Source organism: Tahibacter sp., assembly GCF_032229445.1.
Taxonomy (GTDB): Bacteria; Pseudomonadota; Gammaproteobacteria; order Xanthomonadales; family Rhodanobacteraceae; genus Tahibacter.
The window spans coordinates 75,436-96,153 of record NZ_JAVTWC010000109.1 but is presented as its reverse complement, the minus strand read 5'-3'; the positions used below and the strand labels follow the sequence as shown (position 1 = coordinate 96,153).

Sequence of the window (20,718 nt, the reverse complement as noted above, 5' to 3'; positions counted from 1 at the left end):
CGGCTGACCGTTGCCACGGTTTGCGGCCAGACTGCGGCCGCGACACCACTCACCATACCGCAGGGAAAATTATGAAAGGGAAACTGATATCCGCACTGCTGGCCTGTTCGGCCGCACCGCTCGCGCACGCACAGAGCTGGACCCAGGTCATCCAATCCGCCGCACCCGAACAGTTTCTCTCTCTGGCGCCCGAGCGCTCGCTCGCCATGGACGGCGCGGGCCTGCTGTTCGTGCAGACCCGCAACCTGAGCGTGAGTGGCCCTGCCTCGATCGACGTGCATGCGCTCAATGCCAAAGGCGCGCGCCTGACCTGGCTCACCTCGGCGCTGCCGATCTTCAACGATGGCACCTTCATGCCGCGCGGCGTCAGCGCGCGCGACGGTGATCGCGTGAACTGGGTCGAATCCGGACCGGATGGCGCGCGCGTGCCGAGGGTGTTCGTGTATCGCGCCGGCGAGACCACGCGCTACCGTTCGCTGAGCTTCCAGGGCGGCATCACGGTCACCCACGCGATCAGCGGCGGTGGCGGCGGCGTTTACATCGCACGCCTGCCTGCGGGCCATGCGCGGCCCATGATCCAGTACTACGGCGCCGGAACGCAGTTCTGGTCGCGCGACGTGCGTGGTTGCGCGGCTGGCCCATATCTTCCCGCGGCGCTACTTGCGCTCGATGTCGACCTCCCGTCGAACACGCTGACCACGGTAAGCCGCTGCCTGCATGTCTCCGCCCCGGGCGCGATCGCCGTGGAAACTTTCGACGCCGTGACCGGCAGCCCGCTCGCGACGCGTTACGGATGGCCGTATGCCGACAGCGCCGCACCCGTCGTGGCGGCCCAGCCGATCGGCAACGGCGCGTTCGTGCTCGAACAGCACGATGTAGCCAGCGGCGAGCGTGTGCTGCGGCGCGTCGATATCGACTTCGACGGCGACGCCCTGCCGCTGCCGGCGGGCTTCGTGCCGCAGCCCGTCGCGCGTCATACCGGCGGCGGACTGATTCCCGCCATCAACACGACCGGTCATGCGATCGGTGCCTGGCAATTCATCGACGGGCGCGAGCATTGGCTCGATTTTCCGGCCTTGTCAGGCGCCCACTTCCCGTATCTGCCGGACTTCCCGGCGACGCGTTTCGCCTGGAGCGGCGACGGCCTCGGCAACAGTGTCGTAGCGTTCAAGCTGCCGCAGTCCGACGAGTCCGGCCCGGTGCAGGTCGCCGCGATGGGCCCGAGTGGGAAGGAAATGTGGCGTCGCAGCACCGATGCCTATCCTTTTACGCAGCCGGTCGGCAACGTCGCGCTGATCGCCGTGCCGGATAGCGACGAAGTCGTGCTGGCCGCCGACGAGGTTGCGGCGGACGAGCCCGGCTCTATCGCTCCGACGGGCGTGATCCACGTCGAGCAGTTCCGCATCGAGGAAGGCGGCGGCACGGTTACGTGGCCGCCGGTTGCCGTGTCGGTACCGCGCTAACGCGCCGCGGCTCGACCTTGGTCGCGCGCGCCGTCCGGCCCATGGACGGCGCGCGCAATCGGCTTATGCTGCGCGTTCCATGGAACACTGGAACTCGCATGTCCCGTCTGGCTGTTGCCTTGCTGCTGTTGCTCCCGCTTGCCGCATCGGCCGCCGACCGCGTCACCGGCAAAGCCTTCGCGACGCGTTCTGAAGTCATCGCACCCCACGGCATGGTGGCGACCTCGCAGCCGCTCGCCACACAGATCGGTGTCGACGTGCTGCAGCGCGGCGGTAGCGCGCTGGATGCCGCGATCGCCGCGAATGCGGCGCTGGGTCTCATGGAGCCGACCGGCAGCGGCATCGGCGGCGACCTTTTCGCCATCGTCTGGGATGCCAGGACGCAGAAGCTCTATGGCTACAACGGGTCGGGCCGATCACCGAAATCGCTGACCCTGGACTGGTTCGTGGAGCACGGCTACACCGACGTCCCGCCGCTCGGTCCGCTGCCTGTGTCCGTACCCGGCTGTGTCGACGCCTGGTTCGCCCTGCATGAAAAGTTTGGCCGCCTGCCGATGAAGGACCTGCTCGCGCCGACCGTGCGCTACGCACGCGAGGGTTTCCCGCTGAGCGAACTGATCGCCTATTACTGGCAGCGTTCGGTGCCACGCCTGTCCAAGTACCCAGGTTTCAAGGAACAGTTCACGCGCGACGGCGTCGCGCCGCAAAAAGGCGAGCGCTGGAAGAATCCGAATCTGGCCAACACGCTGGAAGCAATTGGCAAGGGCGGCCGCGACGCGTTCTACAAGGGCCGCATCGCCAAGGTCATCGGCGACTACATGAAAGCCAACGACGGCTTTCTCAGCGCCGAGGATCTCGCCGCGCACCGCGGCGAGTGGGTGGAACCGCTGTCGACCAACTACCGCGGCTACGATGTCTGGGAGCTGCCGCCGAACGGCCAGGGCGTGGCCGCGCTGGCCATGCTCAATATCCTTGAAAGCTACGATTTCAGGACCATTGAATTCGGCAGTATTGAACATGTGCACATTTTCACTGAGGCGAAGAAGCTGGCCTTCGCTGATCGCGCGCAGCATTTCGCCGATCCGGCATTCGCGAAACTGCCGCTCCAGGGCCTGGTGTCCAAGGACTACGCCGCCGAGCGGCGCAAGCTGATCAGCGCGACCGCGGCCAAGTCGGTGGAAGCCGGACATCCGCCGCTCGACGACGGCGACACCATCTATCTCACCACCGCCGACAAGGACGGCAACATGGTCTCGCTGATCCAGTCCAACTATCGCGGCATGGGTTCGGGCATGGCGCCGACGGGACTGGGCTTCATCCTGCAGGACCGCGGCGAGATGTTCGTGCTCAAGACCGGCCATCCGAATTCCTACGCGCCGGGCAAACGGCCGTTCCACACCATCATCCCCGCCTTCGTGACCAAGGCCGGTAAGCCATGGCTCAGCTTCGGCGTCATGGGCGGCGCGATGCAGCCGCAGGGTCACGTCCAGATCGTCATGAACCTCATCGACTTCGGCATGAACCTGCAGGAAGCCGGCGACGCCCCGCGCATCCAGCACGAGGGCTCGACCGAACCTACCGGTCAGGTGACGGCAATGAGCGACGGCGGCGAAATCAACCTCGAAACCGGCTTCAGCTGGGAGACCGTGCGCGGCCTGATGCAGAAGGGCCACAAGGTCACCTATGCCGACGGTCCCTACGGCGGTTACCAGGCGATAGCCTGGGACGACAAGAACCAGGTCTGGATCGGAGCGTCGGAAAGCCGCAAGGACGGGCAGGCCGCCGGCTACTGAAAGCAGGCCGCCCGCAGCGCTGGCACGGCGCGATTTGCAGACTTTGTGACACGGTGTACCCTGCGGGGCGTTTGGCTCGCGCGAGGACGCTTCGATGTTGAAAGTCCTGATTGCCAGTTGCAAAGGCGGTAGCGGCAAGACCACGCTGGCGACGCACCTTGCGGCGCACTATGCGGTCGACGGCAAGAACACCGTGCTGGTGGATTGCGACAGGCTCGCGTCCAGCCGGCATTGGTGCGAGCGCCGCGCCGGCCTGGCCAGCGCTGTGCTGCCGATCGACGGCACCCGGCGCAACTGGCGTGAACGCATCCCGTCGGGCGCCGACTGCGTCATCGTCGATACGCCCGCCGGCGCGAGCGCCGATGACGTCGACGAACTGCTCGACTACGTCGACGCCGTGCTGATCCCGATATTGCCCTCGCCTTTCGATCTCGAAGCTTGCCGGCCGTTCGTCGAATCCATCGCCGGGCTCAGCCGCATCAAGCGCGGCAAGGTTGTCGCTGGGCTGGTCGCCAACCGCCTGCGGCCCTGGACGCATGCGAGCCAGCTCGCTCTGGAGGAAATGCGGCAGTTCGACCTGCCGGTGATCGCGCAGTTGCGGGACACCCAGGGCTACGTCGTCGCCACGGGGCTGGGCAAGAGCCTGTTCGACTACCACGCCGAAGCGGTGCGCTCGCACCAGGACGACTGGAAGCCCTTGCTGAAGTGGCTGAAGAAGAGCGGCGCCTAGCCGCTGCGTGTAAGCCGACGGCGGGGCCGCCGGTTCCGGCTTGTTCTTCGCTCGTGACGCTGTCGCGGAGCGTAGCGTCCCGTCACCGTAGCGGGTCGCCGGTGGCTTTCGCACAACCGTTACCGGCAATCGGCACACTCGGTGGTATGCCTGCCCTTGTTCGCTTCCCGCTGCTGCTGAGCCTGCTCGTACCGATCCTGTTCGCGCGTTCCGCCATATCGGCTGATCCGGGGCCGCTGGAGGCGATCCAGGCCGAACTGCGTCCGGACTTCGCCGATCTCGCCGGAACCCGCACCGTGCCGGGACTGGGCATCGCCCTGGTCGTCGACGGCCGCACGCGCTGGATCGAAAGTTTCGGCTTTGCCGATCGCGCCGCGCGCCGCGCATTGACCAACCAGACGCGCCACGCCCTGGGCGATCTGAGCAAGCCTTTCGTCGCTGCGCTCGCGCTACGCCTGGCCGCCGAAGGACGCATCGACCTGACCGCGCCAGCGGCGCGCTACCTGCCCCAGTTGGTGATTGCCGGAGGCGATACGCAGGCCGCGACGCTGATACGCCTGCTGACCCATCACGCCGGCCTGCCGCCCAACCACCTCGCCGGGATGTACCGCGACGTGGGCGCGCCGGGCCTGGACTCGCCGCCGACCGATGCGCTGTACCTTGCCCAGGTGCCGGGACAGGTCTACGCCTATTCCAACATCGGCGTGGAACTCGCCGCCCGGGCGTTGGCTGCCGCCGGCGACACGGCCTATGCGGCGTTGCTACAGGAGAAAGTGCTGCGGCCGCTGGGCCTGCGCCATACGGGTTTCACCGCTGGCGACGACGACGCCCGGGGACATCGCAAGGGCCGGCCGATCGTGGCGCCGCTGGCGCGCGAGCAGGCTGCGCTGGGGCTGCGCGGCAGTCTCGCCGACCTTGCCCGGCTGGCCGAGCAGCTGACCGCGGCCCAACCGGCCATGGACCTGACTGCGCTGTTCCAGCCCTACAACACCGAATCGGTGCTCGACCTCGATTACCGCAACGGCCTCGCCTTTTCGTTGTTCGCCGACCAGCGCGCGACTGTGGGCACCGTGGCGCGACTGAGCTCGCTGTATCCGGGTTCGCGTGCGCGCATCGACATCGCGCTGCGCCAGCGCGCTGCGGTCATCGTGCTGGCCAATGGGGCGGATGCGGGCGACACCGTCGACGACACGACCGACCGCCTGCTCGACGGCTGGCTGCAGGCCGCGCACGGCATCGCGCCGCGCGAGCGCAAGGCGCCCTTGCCCGAAACCGCCGAATGGCCGCACACGGCCCGGCCGGACGAGGCCGCGCGCTACTACTCCAGCGCCGCGGGCCTGGTCGAACTCACACCGGATGGCACCGACTTCGACGTGCGCGTGCTCGGCCTGCGCTTCGCTGCTGAGCGTCGCGAGGACGGCTGGTACCGCCTGCGCCTGCGCGTGCTCGGCCTGCCGCTCGATCTGGGACCGCTGCGCCGCGTACTGGTTGCCCCGGCCCGCGTCGACGGACACCGCGTGCTGATCGTCTGGACCGTGCGCCGTCGCTTCCTGATCGGCAGTGCCTGGGAGCCACCGGCGCTGAGCCCGGCAGTGCAGGCACTGGCCGGGCAATACCGCCTGCTCAACCCGGACCGCATCACCCACGAGCTGGGCATCGCGCAGATGCGCGTCGACCTCGACGACGGGGTGCTAAGTGCCAGCTATCCACTCGACATCCCGCTGCTGCGCACACGCGTGCCCCTGGAACCCGAGGGCGGCGGCACGGACTCGTTGCGTGTGCCAGGACTGGGTTCCATCGTCGGCGAACGCCTGCGCGTGGAGCGCAGCGACGGCCGCACGCGCCTGCACTATTCCGGCTATGTGTTCGAACGGCAATGAGCGGTCGCCAAACCCGCCCGGGCTTGGTGCACCATAGGGCTCTTAACGACAGGCGAGGAAGCCAGCCATGCAAGAACTCATCCTGCTGCGACACGCCCATGCCGGCAATCCCGGCGCGGAACAGGCCGACGGCGACAGAACGCTGAGCCTGACCGGCGAGGCGGAAGCGGACGCCGCGGCGGAGTGGCTCAAGGCGAGCGGCGCGCGGCCGCAGCGCGTGCTGTGTTCGCCGTCGACACGCACGCGGCAGACCCTGGAACGCGTGCTCGCGCGCATCGAGTATTCCGACACACGCTACGAACCGGCCATCTACGAAGCCACGGCCGGCGATCTCATGGGCCTGCTCGACCAGCACCGCGACGCCGGACAAGTGCTGCTCGTCGGTCACAACCCCGGCATCGAGACCCTGGTCGCGCTGCTGGCCACCGGCCAGTCCGGTGAATTCCGCGGCGTGCCGCCGGCCGGAATCGCCTGGCTGGAAATCGGCAAGGACAAGGACATCGAACCGGGCAGCGGCAGCGTGAAGGCGTTCTGGTCGCCCTAGGCGGACGGGCCATGTCCCAGCCGCGCGCGTGGAGCTTCACGGGCGTCCTTCTACTGGCGCTGGCCTGTTCTACGGCCCGAAGCGAGCCCATCGCTTTGGACCCGGCGCGTTCCTCGGCCGAATTCGAGGTGCGCGTAATGTGGATGTTCGATGTCGCCGGCCGCTTCGGAGCGGTTACCGGCGAGGTCGAAATCGACCATGAGGCGCGCAGCGCGCGCGTGCGCGCCCGCATCGACACGCGCGCGTTGTCGATGCGCCGCACCAGTTACGAGGAGTGGGTCAGGTCGGACGAATTCTTCGACGCGGCCCGGCATCCCTACATCGAGTTCGACTCCGAGCCTTTTCCGCTCGCCACACTCGAACGCGGCGGCGACATCGTCGGCAACCTGACCCTGCGTGGGCTGACCCGGCCGGCGAGCCTGCGGCTGAGTCCGAGCGAGTGTCCCGGCGCCGTCGCGCTGAGCTGCGCTGTCGTGGCCGAAGGCACCGTGCAGCGCAGCGATTTCGGCATGCGCACGCGCCGCGCTACCCTGGCGGACAAGGTGCGCCTGCACTTCACGGTGCGCACCGTCGCGCCACCCGATTGAAACGGAATTGATCCCCATGCGGAACGGACGCCTGATCCTGTTGGCGCTGGCGACACTGCTGCTGGCCGGTTGCGCGCTGTCGCGCGAACGCGTGCGCCGAGCCGACGCGGTGGTCGAGCAACTGCGCGACCGCACACTCAGCTGCGACCGCGCCGACCACTGTGCGCCCGACTCGCCGTATCACGAGCTGTACCAGGAGAGCGTGCAGGCTGGCGGCGCGCGTCATTTCGTGACCCTGCTCGATCACGGCGCCGACTCGCTCGCGCTGCGTCTGCACCTGGTGCGCAGCGCACGCAAGAGTATCGAAGTACAGACCTTTATTTTTTCTCCCGACGACTCCGGCTATCTGGTCCTGGACGAACTGATCCGCGCCGCGCGCCGCGGCGTGCACGTGCGCGTCATCGCCGACCAGTTGTTCTCGCTCGGCGACTACACCCTGCTCGCGCGCCTGGCGCGCGCCCACGCGAATTTCGAGCTGCGCCTGTACAACCCGGCGTTCGACGACGGCGCAACGCAGCCACTGGAATTTGCCGCCAACATCCTCTGCTGCTTCTTCCAGTTCAATCAGCGCATGCACAACAAACTGCTGCTGGTCGACGGCGAGACTGGTGTCGCCGGCGGACGCAACTACGAAGACCGCTATTTCGACTGGGACCCGGCGTTCGACTACCGCGATCGCGACGTGGCCGTGACCGGCGTGCATGCGGGCAGGCAGATGCAGGCCTCGTTCGAGCAGTTCTGGTCGCACAAGCGCACGCGCAGCATGACCCAGCTCAAGGACGTGAACCGCCGCGTGATGCAGATCGAGCGTGAGCCCGCGCCGCCCTGGGACACGCCGGCGTGGCAGCGGCCCGATCGCGTCGCGGCGATCCTGCGCCAGGCCGACGACGGCAACTGGATCACCACTCGTTTCGTCGCGCACGGTTTTCGCGTGGCCCAGGTCGACTATTTCTCGGATTCGCCAAACAAGCCGCTGGAGCCGGAAAACCGCGCCGACAAGGCGCTGACGCGGCATATCGTCGATCTGCTCGCACATGCCCGGCACGAAATCGTGCTGCAGACCCCGTATCTCGTCATCAGCCGGCCTGCGCGCCGCGTGTTCCGCAGCCTGCGCGAGCGCGTACCGGACCTGCGCGTGATCGTGTCGACCAACTCGCTGGCCGCGACCGACGCGTTCTACGTATATGCGCTGTCGCACAAATACAAAAAGCGCTACATCAAGCACCTCGGCTTCGAGATCCACGAGTTCAAGCCGTTCCCTGGCGATGCGGCGCGCATGATCCCGGGTTATGAAACCCTGGCCGGTAGCGCGGACGATCCGCCGCAAAGCGATACCACGCCGGTGCCGGTCGACAAGGCACCGGGGCCGCGTGTCGGCCTGCATGCGAAATCCATCGTCATCGACGGCCGGATCAGCCTGATCGGCTCGCACAACTTCGACCCGCGTTCGGACAACTACAACACCGAATCAGGCTTCATCATCCACGACGCGGCGTTTGCGCGGGCGTTGCGCGCATCCGTGCTGCGCGACACCGAACCGCAGAACGCCTGGGTCATCGCGAAGCGGCCCAGGCCGCTGCTGGTCGAACGCGTCAACAACGCGATCCACGACTTCTCGACCGCGCTGCCGCTGTTCGATTTCTGGCCGTTCCGCTACGCGACCAGCTTCGAACTCAAGCCGGGCTGCACACCGCTGCGGACCAACGATCCGGGGTTCTACGACTGCTACGAAGCCGTCGGGGACTTTCCGGGCGTCGACCTGCCACTGAAACACATCTACACGCGCATCGTGACGGCGTTCGGGGCCGGGCTGGTCGGGATCCTGTGAGGCAACGCGGGCGCACCCTTTGCCGGCGACCGCCGAGGCTGCGAACGCTTGATCGCTGTGTTACGTAAGCACTCCAGCAGCACAGGTATCGGGAGGCTTGGCGACGCTGCGCGGACCGCCAAGGTTCAATTGACGCCGCGGGCCTGCACTGGCTAGTCTGCGAAGTCTCTGCCTACCCGAAGACCAGCCATGTCTCTGACCATCACGATCGACCTCGGCGACGCCGATCTGCAGCACTTCATCGACGGCATGAAGAAGGCGCAGGAGGAAACCACGCACCTGACCGCGCAGCAGATCACCGATGCGGCGCGCAAGCTGCTGGCCGATTCTGCCAACGTGGTGGTGCCGCATTTCATCGCCGATCGCCTGGCCAAGCTCGATGCCATGATCAACATGGTCCACGACGCCGGCTGGGCACTGCCGGACGAGGACAAGACCCGCGTCCTTTCCGCGTTGACCTATTTCGCCGATCCCAAGGACGTGATCCCGGACACCGTGCCGGTACTGGGTTTCCTCGACGACGCGATCATGATCGAGCTCTGCGTGCGCGAGCTCAAGCATGAACTCGACGCTTATGATGATTTCTGTGATTTCCGCAATGCCGAGGCCGGCCGCCTCGGCGTCGATCCGGCCAGCCATGACGTGCAGCGCGCGCATTGGCTCGAAGGCCGCCGTGAAGAACTGCAGGACCGCATGCGCCGTCGTCGCCGGGATTCCTACAGCGGCAGTGGCAGCTCCTGGAAGCCGGCGCTGTTCAAGTTCGGCTGAGCGCAGCGGATTGATGCGCGCCATGACAGGCCGCTGACAAAAAACCCCCGGTTTGCCGGGGGTTTTTCATTTGCGGCCCAGCGCGGCGCGCGACGGGACAGGTTTCCCGTCGCGCGTGTCGCTCAACCGCGATAGTTGTTCATGAAGGCTGCCATGACCCAGAACCACGCGATGATGCCGATGACGCTCAGCGCGATGATGCCGACATTCAGTGCCCAGCCGTACCACGGCATTGGCGGACGCTCGAGTTCGTAGTCCTGCCCGGGCTCGACCGTGTTGAACACCACGCAGGTGTTGGCCATCAGGTCGTGCAGCGCCTGTTTGCGCTCGGTGAAGCCGGCCATCATGTAGCCGATGTACAGGATGATGTTGGATACCGCGCCACCGAAGAACCGGCCGGTTGCGCGACCGAACGTGATCGGCATGCCGTAGTCGTCGGTGACCTTCAGGCCGAAGGCCTGCTTGCCCAGCGTGGCCTGGTTGGGGCCGCTCTCCAGCAGCGCGAAATACAGCCAGCGGCCGACGTAGAACAGCAGAATGCCGAGGATCGGGATGATGCCGAGGATCATCGCCGGGATGATCAGGATGAGATTGTCCAGCGTATAGGCGGCGAAACGGCGCCAGAAGCCGGCGTGAATCGCATCACCGGGCGGCAATGGTTCGCCGGCCTGGAGCATGTCGCCGCTGCGCACCAGCGGCGCGTCGGGCGCGGCGTAGGGCGAGGCATACGGGTCGGCGACGGGCATCGAAGGCGGCATGACCGCGGTTTCCGCGGCAGCGGCCGACATCGAGAAACTCGGCGGTGCCGCAGCCGCGCGCGGCGCAGGCGGTGGTGCCATCAGCGGCGGCGGCGGTGGCGGAGCCGCGGCAGCGGGTGCGCTGAGTCGGCCGAAGGCGCCCCAGTTGTTTTCGCCAACCTTCGCCACTTCGACATTGCCAGACCAGTCGCCCGTGGCGACCTTGCTCTCCACGAACGCATACGGCACCGGGCCGCGCGGTTTTCCGCCAATCACTGCGAACAGGCTGCCGCGATCGTCCAGCGCATGGATCTCGCTGTCCGCGCCGATGCTGCGCAGGCCATCCTGCAGGCCCTGCAGTTTGCCGAGGTCGTCGCTTTCCTTCAGCGTGACCGGTGCGCGCGGCACCAGTTGCGCGCTCACCTTGTCCGGTTCCATGCGGAAATAGCTCGCCAATGCTGGCCAGACGGTTTCCGCGGCGTGACCCGGCAACACGATGCCGGTCAGCACCAAGGCATGTTTGGTGTTCTGCATGAGACTCCCCGAAGACGCAGGCGCGCCGGGCCGGCGCGCTGGCCCGACTTTACCGTTTCAAAACGCGCATGCAACCCGAAACGAACACGGAGTCGCCGCGAGCGAGCCTCCGCGTGGTCCGGTCAGGGGCGCTCGAGGATGGCCGTGACGCCCATGCCACCGGCGGTGCAGATTGAAATCAGGCCGCGGCCACTGCCTTTTTCCTCCAGCAGCTTGGCCAGGTTCGCCACGATGCGCGCACCGGTCGCTGCGAACGGATGGCCGTGCGCGAGCGAGGAACCGTTGACGTTCATTTTCACCGGGTCGATGCTGCCCAGCGGCGTATCCAGGCCAAGGCGATTCTTGCAGTAGTCCGCACTTTCCCAGGCTCGCAGGGTGCACAGCACCTGTGCGGCGAACGCTTCGTGGATCTCGTAGAAATCGAAATCCTGCAAGGTGAGGTTGGCGTCCTTGAGCATCTGCGCGACTGCGACGGTCGGCGCCATCAGCAGGCCTTCGCCATGCACGAAGTCGACCGCGGACGCCTTGGCATGGGTCAGGTAGGCCTGCACCTTCAGTCCGCGCGACTGCGCCCAGGCGTCACTGGCCAGCAGCACCGCTGAGGCGCCGTCCGTCAGCGGCGTCGAGTTGCCCGCGGTCAGCGTGCCGTTGCCCGAGGTCTTGTCGAAGGCGGGTTTCAGGCTCGCGAGCTTTTCCAGCGTCGTTTCGGGACGCAGGATGTTGTCGCGCTCCACGCCGCGGAACGGCACGACCAGATCCTTGTAGAAGCCACGCTGATACGCCGCCGCAGCCTTCTGGTGGCTTTCCCACGCGAGCTGGTCCTGCGCCTCGCGCGGAATCTTCCATTCCTTGGCCATGAGCTCGCAGTGATCGCCCATGGACTTGCCGGTGCGCGGTTCGGCCACGCCGGGAAAATGCGGCTTGAGCTCGCTGAGGCCGAAGCCGCGCAGGAAGGTCTTGATCTTGTCCAGCGGCGTCTTGGCGCGCGCTGTTGCGAGCAGGCGCTGTTGCAGCTTCTTGCCGTAGACGATGGGCACGTCGCTGGTCGTGTCCGAACCGCCGGCGATGCCGGCCTCGATCTGGCCGACCGCGATCTTGTTGCCGATGTGGATGGCGGTGTCCAGCGACGTGCCGCAGGCGCGCGCCATCGTGATGCCTGGCGTGGTCGGCGCCAGGCCCGAGGACAGCGCGGCTTCGCGCGCGAGGTTCCAGTCCGAGGAATGGTGGATCACCGCGCCCATCGCGACCTCGCCGAGTTCCACGCCGTGCAGGCCGTATTTCTCCACGAGCGCGCCGAGCGTCTTGATCGACATGCCGAGGTTGCCCACGTCGGAGTAGGCCGTGTTGTTGCGACAGAAGGGGATGCGCACCCCGCCGATGATGCCTACGCGTTGCTTGCTGCTCACGATTCGCCTTCCTGCGGCTGGGGGGGAAGCGCCTGCTATCATCAGGCGTTTCACGGTAGTTGCTTATTCTATGCCGTACGTTTTCGATCTTGACAGGCTGGATGCGCGGGGCGCCGCCGCGACCGCGGACTTTCGCGCCGCCGATCCGTACCCGCACGCCGTGTTCGAGGACTTCCTCGAGCCCGCTTCCGCGAGCGAGCTGTCCGCCGTGTTCCCCAAGCCCGAAGACCGCCTGTCCTGGGACCGTTTCGGCGCGATCGGCTACGAAGTCAAGCTTGGCTCCTCCGACGAGGTGCGCTTCCCGCCGGCGCTGCGCCGCGCGATTCACGACCTCAACTCCGGTCCCTTCATCCGTTTCCTCGAGCGCCTCAGCGGCATTGACCACCTGCTGCCCGATCCGGGCCTGGTCGGCGGCGGCATCCATCTGAGCCGGCAGGGCGATCACCTCGGCATCCACGCCGACTTCAACTGGCATGAGGGCCTGCAGGCGCACCGGCGCCTGAACCTGCTGATCTACCTGAGCCCGCACTGGGAGCCGGGCTACGGCGGCGAGCTGGAACTGTGGGATACGACCGGCACGCGTCGCGTGCGCAGCGTCGAGCCACTGTTCAACCGTGCTGTGGTGTTCGCCACGCGCTCGGATACCTTCCACGGCCACCCGAATCCCTGGGCCGCGCCCGACGGCGTCTTCCGCCAGTCCATCGCGTTGTACTACTACACGACCCGGCGTCCACCCGAGGAAGCGCGCGAGGCGCATGGTACTTTGTACAAAGGATACAATGCGTGAAAGGCGAAAAATAAGAGCAGAGGAGTGAGAAAACAGTGAGGGCTGGCCTCGCCGCTTCTACTCGTTTCTCACTCCTCTCCCCTCATTCCTCGCTTAGAACGCGTGGGTCGCCAGCGTTGCTACCGTATACGGTGCGCGCAGGCCTTCCGCGGGTGCGGTCGCTTCGTATTGCTTGCCGGGCGCGAAGCTCGCGCGCGTCGCCAGCAGGCGTACGGTTGCATGGCACAGCGAAGTCGATTTGGGCGACATGCCGGTGATGCTGAACTCGACCACGCCACGACGGCCCAGGCGCAAAGCGTGGCAGTCGACTACCTGTTCGTCCGAATTGACCAGTACACGCTCTTCGGCCCAGTCGATCACCTGCCCATCGAACTGCGGCGCGACCGCGTAGCCGAGCAGGTCGCTGTGGCTGACTGCGACCCGCGGCGCCGGCGCCTTGTTGGCGAGCGCGCTGTCGAGCAGGCCGACCGGATCCAGCGCCGCCGCCGCAACCCAGCCGTCGCTGTGCCAGCGCACGCCGACGTGCCAGGCGTCCGGATCGGTCAGCGCAAGATTCTCGTGGATGATCCAGCCCAGGCCGCGCGTGTCGTCACTGCGGCCGCGGGCCTGGTCGAGCCGGCGCGCATCGGTGGCACTGATCAGGCGGAACTTCGCCGGCACATCGATCGTGATGCCGATGGCTTCGCGCGTGTAGCGGCCGCGGTTGAACACGGCACGGCGCGCCGCTTCGGCGTAGCTCAGCACTTCGGCCGGACGTTCCTGGACCGGGACCGGCGCAGGATTCTCGAACTCCGCGTCGCGCGGGCGCGTGGCGACGGCACCATCAGCGTTGCCGTCGCTGTCTGTGGATTCCATGTCCAGTGACTGCAGGGTCGCCATCACGACGTCGGGATCATCGCTGAGCAGGCCCTTTTCCTGCTCCGCCGTCAGGGCCACTCCCTCGTCGCGAAAGGCTTTCACCATGGCGGTACGCTGCTCCGGCGTGCCGACGATGACGTCGCGCGCGACGTTGGTCGCCGCGTAGTAGGCGATACCGCTGCAGATCACGAGACCGAGCACATGGAAGCGAATGGTGTGATCCGGCTCGTTCCAGTACTTGATCATCGCGACGATGAAATAGAACGGCACCAGCAGGGTGAGCACGCCGTCCAGCACGCTCGCGCGCCAGACGCGCACGACCATGAGCAGAACGAACATCAGCGACAGTGCGTAGGCGATCAGCATCAGTTTCATGGCAGCCTCAGCGCACCGTGACGCTGGCGACGTCGCCGCGCGGCAAGGAATAGCTCACGCTGCGCGCCGGCAGCTCGATGGCGAGGGTCAGCGTCTCGCGCGTGACCGCGGTCAGGGTGCCGATATAGAAGCCACGCTGGCGCGTTTCGACCGCGACACGCTGGCCGACCAGATCGGCGGCGCTGTCAGGTTCGTTCTTCGCCGCGCCCTTCTTCTCCGGCCTGGCAGTGGCCGCTGCCGGCTTCGCCGGTGCGTTCATCAGCTGCTCGATCTGCGCTTCGTCCGGATCGGCCGCGAACGCATCCATGGCCACGGCCATCACTGCACTTGCCCACACTGCCCGCATGAAAGAGTAACTCCGCGATGGCCCGCCCCTGGGCCGACGGATTGTCGGCGGCGTTCCGCTCCCGTCGCAAGCGCCTATGTCGACGCCGTCACAGCTTGCAGGCGGCTCAGGATCGCGCGCGCGGCCTCGCGGCCGTCGAGCGCTGCGCGCACGACGAGGTCGGCGCCGCGCACGGTGTCGCCGCCGGCGAAGACCTTCGGGTTCGTGGTCTGCTGCGGCGCGCGGCCCGGGCCGCCGACGAGGATGCGGCCGTTCGCGTCCAGCGTGATGCCGTGCTCCGCGCACCAGTCCGGCGGGCTGGCGAGAAAGCCGAAGGCCTGGATCACGACGTCGGCGCCGAGTTCCTGCTCGCTGCCGGCAACGATGCGGCTCTGCGCGCGGCCAGCCGCCGCGCTGACGAGCTCGGTCTGCGCCACGCGCACGCGTTCGACGTGCTCGCCGCCGAGGATCGCGAGCGGCTGGCGCTGGAAAAGGAATTCGACGCCTTCCTCGCGCGCGTACTTCACTTCGCGCCGCGAGCCGGGCATGTTGGCCTCGTCGCGGCGGTAGATGCAGGAGACGCGCTGCGCGCCCAGACGGATGGACGAACGCACGCAGTCCATCGCCGTATCGCCGCCACCGAGCACGACCACGCGCTTACCGGCGAGATCGGGCAGCGCCTGGGTCGTCGCCGTACCGAGCAGCCGGCGCGTGTTCGCAACCAGGAACGGCAGCGCCGAATGCACGCCGTCTAGCTCGGCTCCGGGCAGCTGCGCATCGACGCTGGTATAGGCGCCGGTCGCGAGGAATACCGCGTCGTAGCCGTCGAGCAGATGCGCGAACGGCAGGTCGCGGCCGATCTCGATGCCGAGCCGGAACACCACGCCGAGTTCCTCGAGCACCGCGCGGCGCGTGCGCACGACGGATTTTTCGAGTTTGAACGCCGGAATGCCGAAGGTCAGCAAGCCGCCGGCTTCCTCGTAGCGATCGAATACGTCGACCGCGATGCCGGCACGGATCAGCCGATCCGCCGCCGAGAGCCCGGCCGGGCCGGCGCCGACGATGGCGACGCGCTGGCCGCTACGTTCCTGCGTATGCATGGCCGGGCGCCAGCCGCGACGCAAGGCTTCGTCGGTGACCCAACGTTCGATGCCACCGATCGTGACCGCACCGAAGCCACCTTCCTCCAGGGTGCAGGCACCTTCGCACAAGCGGTCCTGCGGACAGACGCGGCCGCAGATTTCCGGCAGCGGATTGGTCTCGTGCATCAGCGTCGCGGCGTCCTCGATACGGCCGTCGCGCACGAGCTGCAGCCACTGCGGGATGCGGTTGCCGAGCGGGCAGCCCCAGGAGCAGTACGGATTGCCGCAGTCGATGCAGCGCGCGGCCTGGTCGCCCGCGTCTCCGTTGGCGAAGCCGCCATGGATCTCTCCGTGGCCGAGCACGCGGATCGATACCGGCACTTCCTGCGGCAGCGCCCGATGGAACTGGAGGAACGGAAATGTCTTCTCGCTCATGCGGCGCGCCTCAGCGCTTCGGCCAGCGCATCCAGGCTCGCGGCCTTGGGCTTGACCAGCCAGAACTTGTGCAGCACGTCGCGGAAGTCGCCGAGCAGGCGCGCCGCCCACTGGCTGGCCGTGCAGTCGATGTGGTTGCGCAGCAGCGCGCGCAGATGCTGCAGGTGATTCTCCATGCCTTCGAGCGAAATGCGGTGGATGTCGACGAGTTCGTGGTTGTAGCGGTCGACGAAGTCGCGCGAGAGATCCAGCACGTAGGCGTAGCCGCCCGTCATACCGGCGCCGAAGTTCAGGCCCGACTGACCGATCACGACGACGGCACCGCCGGTCATGTACTCGCAGGCATGGTCGCCGACGCCTTCGACCACGGCCAGCGCGCCGGAATTGCGCACGCCGAAGCGCTCGCCGGCGCGACCGGCGACGTACAGCTCACCGCCGGTGGCGCCGTACAGGCAGGTGTTGCCGACGATGGCGCTGTCCTGGCTCGCGTAGCGTGCCGTGTCCGGCGCACGCACGACGATGCGGCCGCCGTGCATGCCCTTGCCGACGCCGTCGTTGGCTTCGCCACGCAGCACGATGTGCAGGCCGGTGGCGTTCCAGGCGCCGAGGCTCTGCCCGGCGCTGCCGCTCAGGTGCAGGGTCAGCGGCGTTTCGAGGATTCCCTCGTCGCCCCAGCGGCGCGCGATCTCGCCGGACAGCCGCGCGCCGATCGAGCGATCGGTGTTCCTGATCGCATAGTGGAAATCGCCGCCCTGGCGTGCTGCGACCGCGGCGGCGGTATCGGCCACGGTCCGCGCCGCCAGCCCGTCGGCTGCGGGCGGTGCGATACACGGACCGCAGGCGCCCGCCTCAGGCGCGATGGCCGAATGGATCAGGCCGTCGAGGTCGAGCTCGTTCTGCTTGCGCGTGACGCCGTCGATGCGGCGCAACAGGCCGACGTTGCCGACCGCGTCGCCGAGGCTGCGCAGGCCGAGGCTCGCGAGGATTTCGCGCGTCTCGCCGGCGACGAAACGGAAATAGTTCTGCACCATTTCGGGTATGCCGTGGAAATGCTGACGACGCAGCACCTCGTTCTGTGTCGCCACGCCCGTGGCGCAGGAATTCAGGTGACAGATGCGCAGGAACTTGCAGCCCAGTGCGACCATCGGTGCGGTGCCGAAGCCGAAGCTCTGCGCACCGAGCGCCGCGGCCTTGACCACGTCCATGCCGGTCTTGAGGCCGCCGTCGGTCTGCACGATGACGCGATCGCGCAGGCCGTTCATCGCCAGCGTCTGCTGGGTCTCGGCCAGGCCCAGTTCCCACGGCGAGCCGGCATAGCGGATCGAGGTCAATGGACTCGCGCCGGTGCCGCCATCGTGGCCGGACACGGTGATGAGATCCGCCCCCGCCTTCACGACGCCGGCCGCGATCGTGCCGACGCCGGCGTGCGAGACCAGCTTGACCGAGATCAGCGCCTGAGGATTGATCTCGCGCAGATCGTGGATCAGTTGGGCGAGGTCCTCGATCGAGTAGATGTCGTGGTGCGGCGGCGGTGAGATCAGGCCGATGCCGGGCTTGGCATAGCGCAGCCGCGCGATCAGGCCGTTGACCTTGTGTCCCGGCAGCTGGCCGCCTTCACCGGGCTTGGCGCCCTGGGCGATCTTGATCTGCAGAACCTCGGCGCTGACCAGATAGGCCGGCGTCACGCCGAAGCGGCCCGAGGCCACCTGCTTGATCTTGGAACTGCGTTCGGTGCCGTAGCGTGCCGGGTCTTCGCCGCCTTCGCCGGAATTGGACCGCGCGCCGAGCCGGTTCATCGCGGTGGCCAGTGCCTCGTGCGCCTCGGGCGACAGCGCGCCGAGCGACATGCCGGCCGAATCGAAGCGCGCGAGGATGGCCTCGATCGGTTCGACCTCATCCAGCGGAATCGCGGCGTGCGCCGGCTGCAGCGCGAACAGGTCGCGCAGCGCCGCGGGCGCGCGGTTGTTCACGTGTTCGGCGTAGTCGCGATAGCGCCGCACGTCGCCGGTGCGCACCGCCGCTTGCAGGCTGCCGATCACGGCCGGGTTATACATGTGGTATTCGCCGTCGGGCACGGCCTTGAGCAGGCCGCCCGGCGGCAGCGCATAGCTCGGGTCGCGTGCGGCGGCGAGCTGGGCACGGTACTCGGCTTCGATGTCGTCGAAGTCGGCGCCGCCGATACGCGAGGGCGCGCCTGGGAAGCACAGGTCCACGACTTCGCGTGACAGGCCGACGATCTCGAACAGCTGCGCGCCGCGATAGCCGGCGATCGTCGCGATGCCCATCTTGGAGATGATCTTGAGCAGGCCCTTGCGGATGCCGCGCCGGTAGCTGCGGCCGATCTCCGACGGCGGCTCGCCTTCCATGCCCTTGAGCTCGCCGCGGCGGTTCATGTCGAACAGGGTCTGGTAGGCGAGGTAGGGATATACCGCCGTCGCGCCGAAGCCGATCAGGCAGGCGAAATGATGCGGATCGCGCGTCGTGCCGGTTTCGACCAGCAGGTTGCAGTCGCAGCGCAGCTGCGTACGCAACAGGTGCGCGTGCACCGCGCCGGTCGCGAGCAGCGCGTGGATCGGCAGCAGGCCCGGTACGGGATAGCGGTCCGACAGCAGCACGATCAGCGCGCCGTCGCGTACCGTCTCCTCGGCTGCCGCGCAAAGATCGCGGATCGCCCGTTCCAGGCCGACGGCCGGGTCGTAGTACAGATCGAGCCGTACCTGCGCGTTGCACGCCTGCGGCAGCGCCAGGATCTGGCGCAGCTTGCGCTGCGACAGGATCGGTGAATTCAGCAGCACCTGGCGCGCGTTCTCGGCGGTGAGCTCGAACACGTTGCCCTCGCGCCCGATCTGGGTCACGAGCGACATGACCAGACGCTCGCGCAGCGGATCGATCGGCGGATTGGTGACCTGGGCAAAGGCCTGGCGGAAGTATTCGTACAGCGGCCGCGACTGCTGTGACAGCACCGCGATCGGCGTGTCGTCGCCCATCGAGCCGGTCGCCTCGGATTCGTCCTCGGCGAGCGCCTTGAGAACGACGTCGCGCTCCTCGCGGGTCAGCGCGAACTGCTTCTGGAAGCGCGCGAGCATGTCCGGCGGGAACGGTTCGGCCGCCAGCGCGGGGTCGATCAGATGCGACTCGAGATAGTGCATCTCGTCGCGCAGCCACTGCTTGAACGGCGCGCGCGCGCGGTTGATCGCGTCGATCGCCGCATTGTCGAGCAGGCGTCCCTCGGCCAGGTCCACCGCGAGCATCTCGCCGGGGCCGAGCCGGCCCTTGGCGACGATGGCCTCGTCGGCGATGTCCCAGATGCCGGCTTCGGAGCCGATCGCGAGATGCTCGTCCTCGGTGCGCAGCCAGCGCGTCGGACGCAGGCCGTTGCGGTCCAGTGTGCACGCGGCATAGCGCGCATCGCACATGACCAGGCCGGCTGGGCCGTCCCAGGGCTCGCTGTGCAGCGCGTAGTACTCGTAGAACGCCTGCAGATCCTCGTCGATGGACTCGCGCGCGTTCCAGGCGGGCGGCACGAGGATGCGCATCGCGGTCAGCAGATCGATGCCGCCGGCGAGCAGCACGTCGAGCATCTCGTCCAGACTCTGCGAATCCGAGCCGCGCGTGCCGACCAGCGGACCGATGTCGGAAAGATCGAGCAGCGGCGAGACCATCTTCACTGAACGCGCCGCGGCCCAGGTGCGGTTCGCGCGAATCGTGTTGATCTCGCCATTGTGGGCGAGCAGGCGGAACGGCTGCGCCAGCCGCCAGTTCGGCATCGTGTTGGTGGAAAAGCGCTGGTGGAACACCGCGGCGCTCGCGCTGAGCGCGGCGTGGGCGAGATCGGGGAAGGCATCGCGCAACGCGCCTGGCGCGGTCATCGCCTTGTAGGTGATGGTCGCGGCCGACAGGCTCACGATGTAGAAACTCGCATCGTCACCGAGCGCATGCCCGGCGCGGCGACGCGCGCGGAACAGCTGGCGCTCGAAGGTCGCTTCGTCGGTGCCGCTGGCCGGTTCGACGAACAGTTGCCGCACACGCGGCGCATGTGCCTGGCCCATCGGCCCGCAGGCCGCCGCATTGACGGGTACGTCGCGCCAGCCGGCCGGCACGAGGTCTTCCTCGGCGAGCACGCGCTCGAACTGCATGATCGCCGCCTGCGCCCGCGCCTCGTCGTGGTCCAGGAATACCAGCCCGGCGGCGAAGCGGTCACCGAGTGCGATGCCGGCTTCGTCCGCCAGTGCGCGCAGCCAGGGCTGGGCACGGTAGAGCAGGATGCCGCTGCCGTCGCCGGTCACGCCGTCCGCGTTGACGCCGCCGCGATGGGCCATGCGCGCGAGCGCGGAAAAAGCCTGGTCGACGAGCCAGCGGCTGGGCCGGTTGCCGATCTGCGCGATCAGTCCGAACCCGCAGCTGTCGTGCTCGAAGGCGGGGTCGTACAGGCGCGGCGTGCTGCGTCGCGTCATGCTGCAATCCTGGCGGAGCCGCGCGGACCGATCCAGTGCGGCCGAGCGCGACGGAAGCTTGGGCGGCGCGCGGTCCCTCGCGCCCGATGGCAAAGCCCGGTCAGGGCCACGGCTTCGAATCAAACATAGATG

General features: G+C 67.6%; 15 protein-coding genes. 9 read left to right on the top strand and 6 right to left on the bottom strand.

Annotation, left to right across the window (positions count from 1 at the left end; genetic code table 11):
• The first annotated feature begins 71 nt into the window (after window positions 1-71).
• The 8 genes from RUU78_RS19930 (at window position 72) to RUU78_RS19895 (ending at window position 9,593) form a co-directional block, all read left to right on the top strand.
• Window positions 72-1,463, top strand: a complete 1,392-nt coding sequence (locus RUU78_RS19930) for a hypothetical protein (protein WP_313919418.1) — start codon at window positions 72-74, stop codon at window positions 1,461-1,463.
• Window positions 1,464-1,561: 98 nt separating this feature from the next.
• A complete protein-coding gene (gene ggt / locus RUU78_RS19925) occupies window positions 1,562-3,256 on the top strand; it encodes a gamma-glutamyltransferase (protein ID WP_313919417.1) in 1,695 nt (564 codons plus the stop codon).
• Window positions 3,257-3,350: 94 nt separating this feature from the next.
• Entirely contained in the window at window positions 3,351-3,986 is a 636-nt protein-coding gene (locus tag RUU78_RS19920) for a ParA family protein (protein ID WP_313919415.1), read from the top strand.
• A 146-nt stretch (window positions 3,987-4,132) separates the two neighbouring features.
• The gene (locus RUU78_RS19915) at window positions 4,133-5,866 is read left to right on the top strand and encodes a serine hydrolase domain-containing protein (protein ID WP_313919413.1); all 1,734 of its coding nucleotides are present in this window, start codon (window positions 4,133-4,135) and stop codon (window positions 5,864-5,866) included.
• A gap of 67 nt (window positions 5,867-5,933) precedes the next feature.
• On the top strand, window positions 5,934-6,410 hold the full coding sequence (locus RUU78_RS19910; protein ID WP_313919412.1) for a histidine phosphatase family protein: 477 nt from the start codon (window positions 5,934-5,936) through the stop codon (window positions 6,408-6,410).
• A gap of 11 nt (window positions 6,411-6,421) precedes the next feature.
• Entirely contained in the window at window positions 6,422-6,997 is a 576-nt protein-coding gene (locus RUU78_RS19905) for a YceI family protein (RefSeq protein ID WP_313919411.1), read from the top strand.
• Between the two features lie 16 nt (window positions 6,998-7,013).
• Entirely contained in the window at window positions 7,014-8,825 is a 1,812-nt protein-coding gene (locus tag RUU78_RS19900) for a phospholipase D family protein (RefSeq protein WP_313919409.1), read from the top strand.
• Window positions 8,826-9,014: 189 nt separating this feature from the next.
• Window positions 9,015-9,593 carry a YkvA family protein gene (locus tag RUU78_RS19895; protein WP_313919408.1) on the top strand — a complete coding sequence of 193 codons (579 nt, stop codon included), beginning with the start codon at window positions 9,015-9,017 and terminating at the stop codon, window positions 9,591-9,593.
• Window positions 9,594-9,715: 122 nt separating this feature from the next.
• Here RUU78_RS19895 and RUU78_RS19890 read toward each other — a convergent pair whose 3' ends face one another.
• Both RUU78_RS19890 and RUU78_RS19885 read right to left on the bottom strand, forming a co-directional pair.
• Window positions 9,716-10,864, bottom strand: coding sequence for an RDD family protein (locus RUU78_RS19890; RefSeq protein WP_313919406.1), 1,149 nt, complete (start codon window positions 10,862-10,864; stop codon window positions 9,716-9,718).
• 122 nt (window positions 10,865-10,986) lie between these two features.
• Window positions 10,987-12,270, bottom strand: a complete 1,284-nt coding sequence (locus RUU78_RS19885) for an acetyl-CoA C-acetyltransferase (protein ID WP_313919405.1) — start codon at window positions 12,268-12,270, stop codon at window positions 10,987-10,989.
• A 70-nt stretch (window positions 12,271-12,340) separates the two neighbouring features.
• Between RUU78_RS19885 and RUU78_RS19880 the strand changes: the two genes are divergently transcribed.
• A complete protein-coding gene (locus RUU78_RS19880) occupies window positions 12,341-13,057 on the top strand; it encodes a 2OG-Fe(II) oxygenase (RefSeq protein WP_313919403.1) in 717 nt (238 codons plus the stop codon).
• Window positions 13,058-13,150: 93 nt separating this feature from the next.
• On the opposite strand, the gene RUU78_RS19875 is transcribed toward RUU78_RS19880, so the two are convergent.
• The 4 genes from RUU78_RS19875 to gltB form a co-directional block, all read right to left on the bottom strand.
• Window positions 13,151-14,290, bottom strand: a complete 1,140-nt coding sequence (locus RUU78_RS19875; RefSeq protein ID WP_313919401.1) for a DUF2167 domain-containing protein — start codon at window positions 14,288-14,290, stop codon at window positions 13,151-13,153.
• Window positions 14,291-14,297: 7 nt separating this feature from the next.
• Window positions 14,298-14,636 (bottom strand): hypothetical protein, encoded by a 339-nt coding sequence (locus tag RUU78_RS19870; RefSeq protein WP_313919399.1) that lies wholly within the window; start codon window positions 14,634-14,636, stop codon window positions 14,298-14,300.
• A 74-nt stretch (window positions 14,637-14,710) separates the two neighbouring features.
• Window positions 14,711-16,132: an FAD-dependent oxidoreductase gene (locus tag RUU78_RS19865; protein WP_313919397.1), complete on the bottom strand. Its 1,422-nt coding sequence runs from the start codon at window positions 16,130-16,132 to the stop codon at window positions 14,711-14,713.
• On the bottom strand, window positions 16,129-20,586 hold the full coding sequence (gene gltB, locus RUU78_RS19860; RefSeq protein ID WP_313919395.1) for a glutamate synthase large subunit: 4,458 nt from the start codon (window positions 20,584-20,586) through the stop codon (window positions 16,129-16,131). Before gltB ends, RUU78_RS19865 begins: the two co-directional genes overlap by 4 nt.
• Window positions 20,587-20,718: the final 132 nt, after the last annotated feature.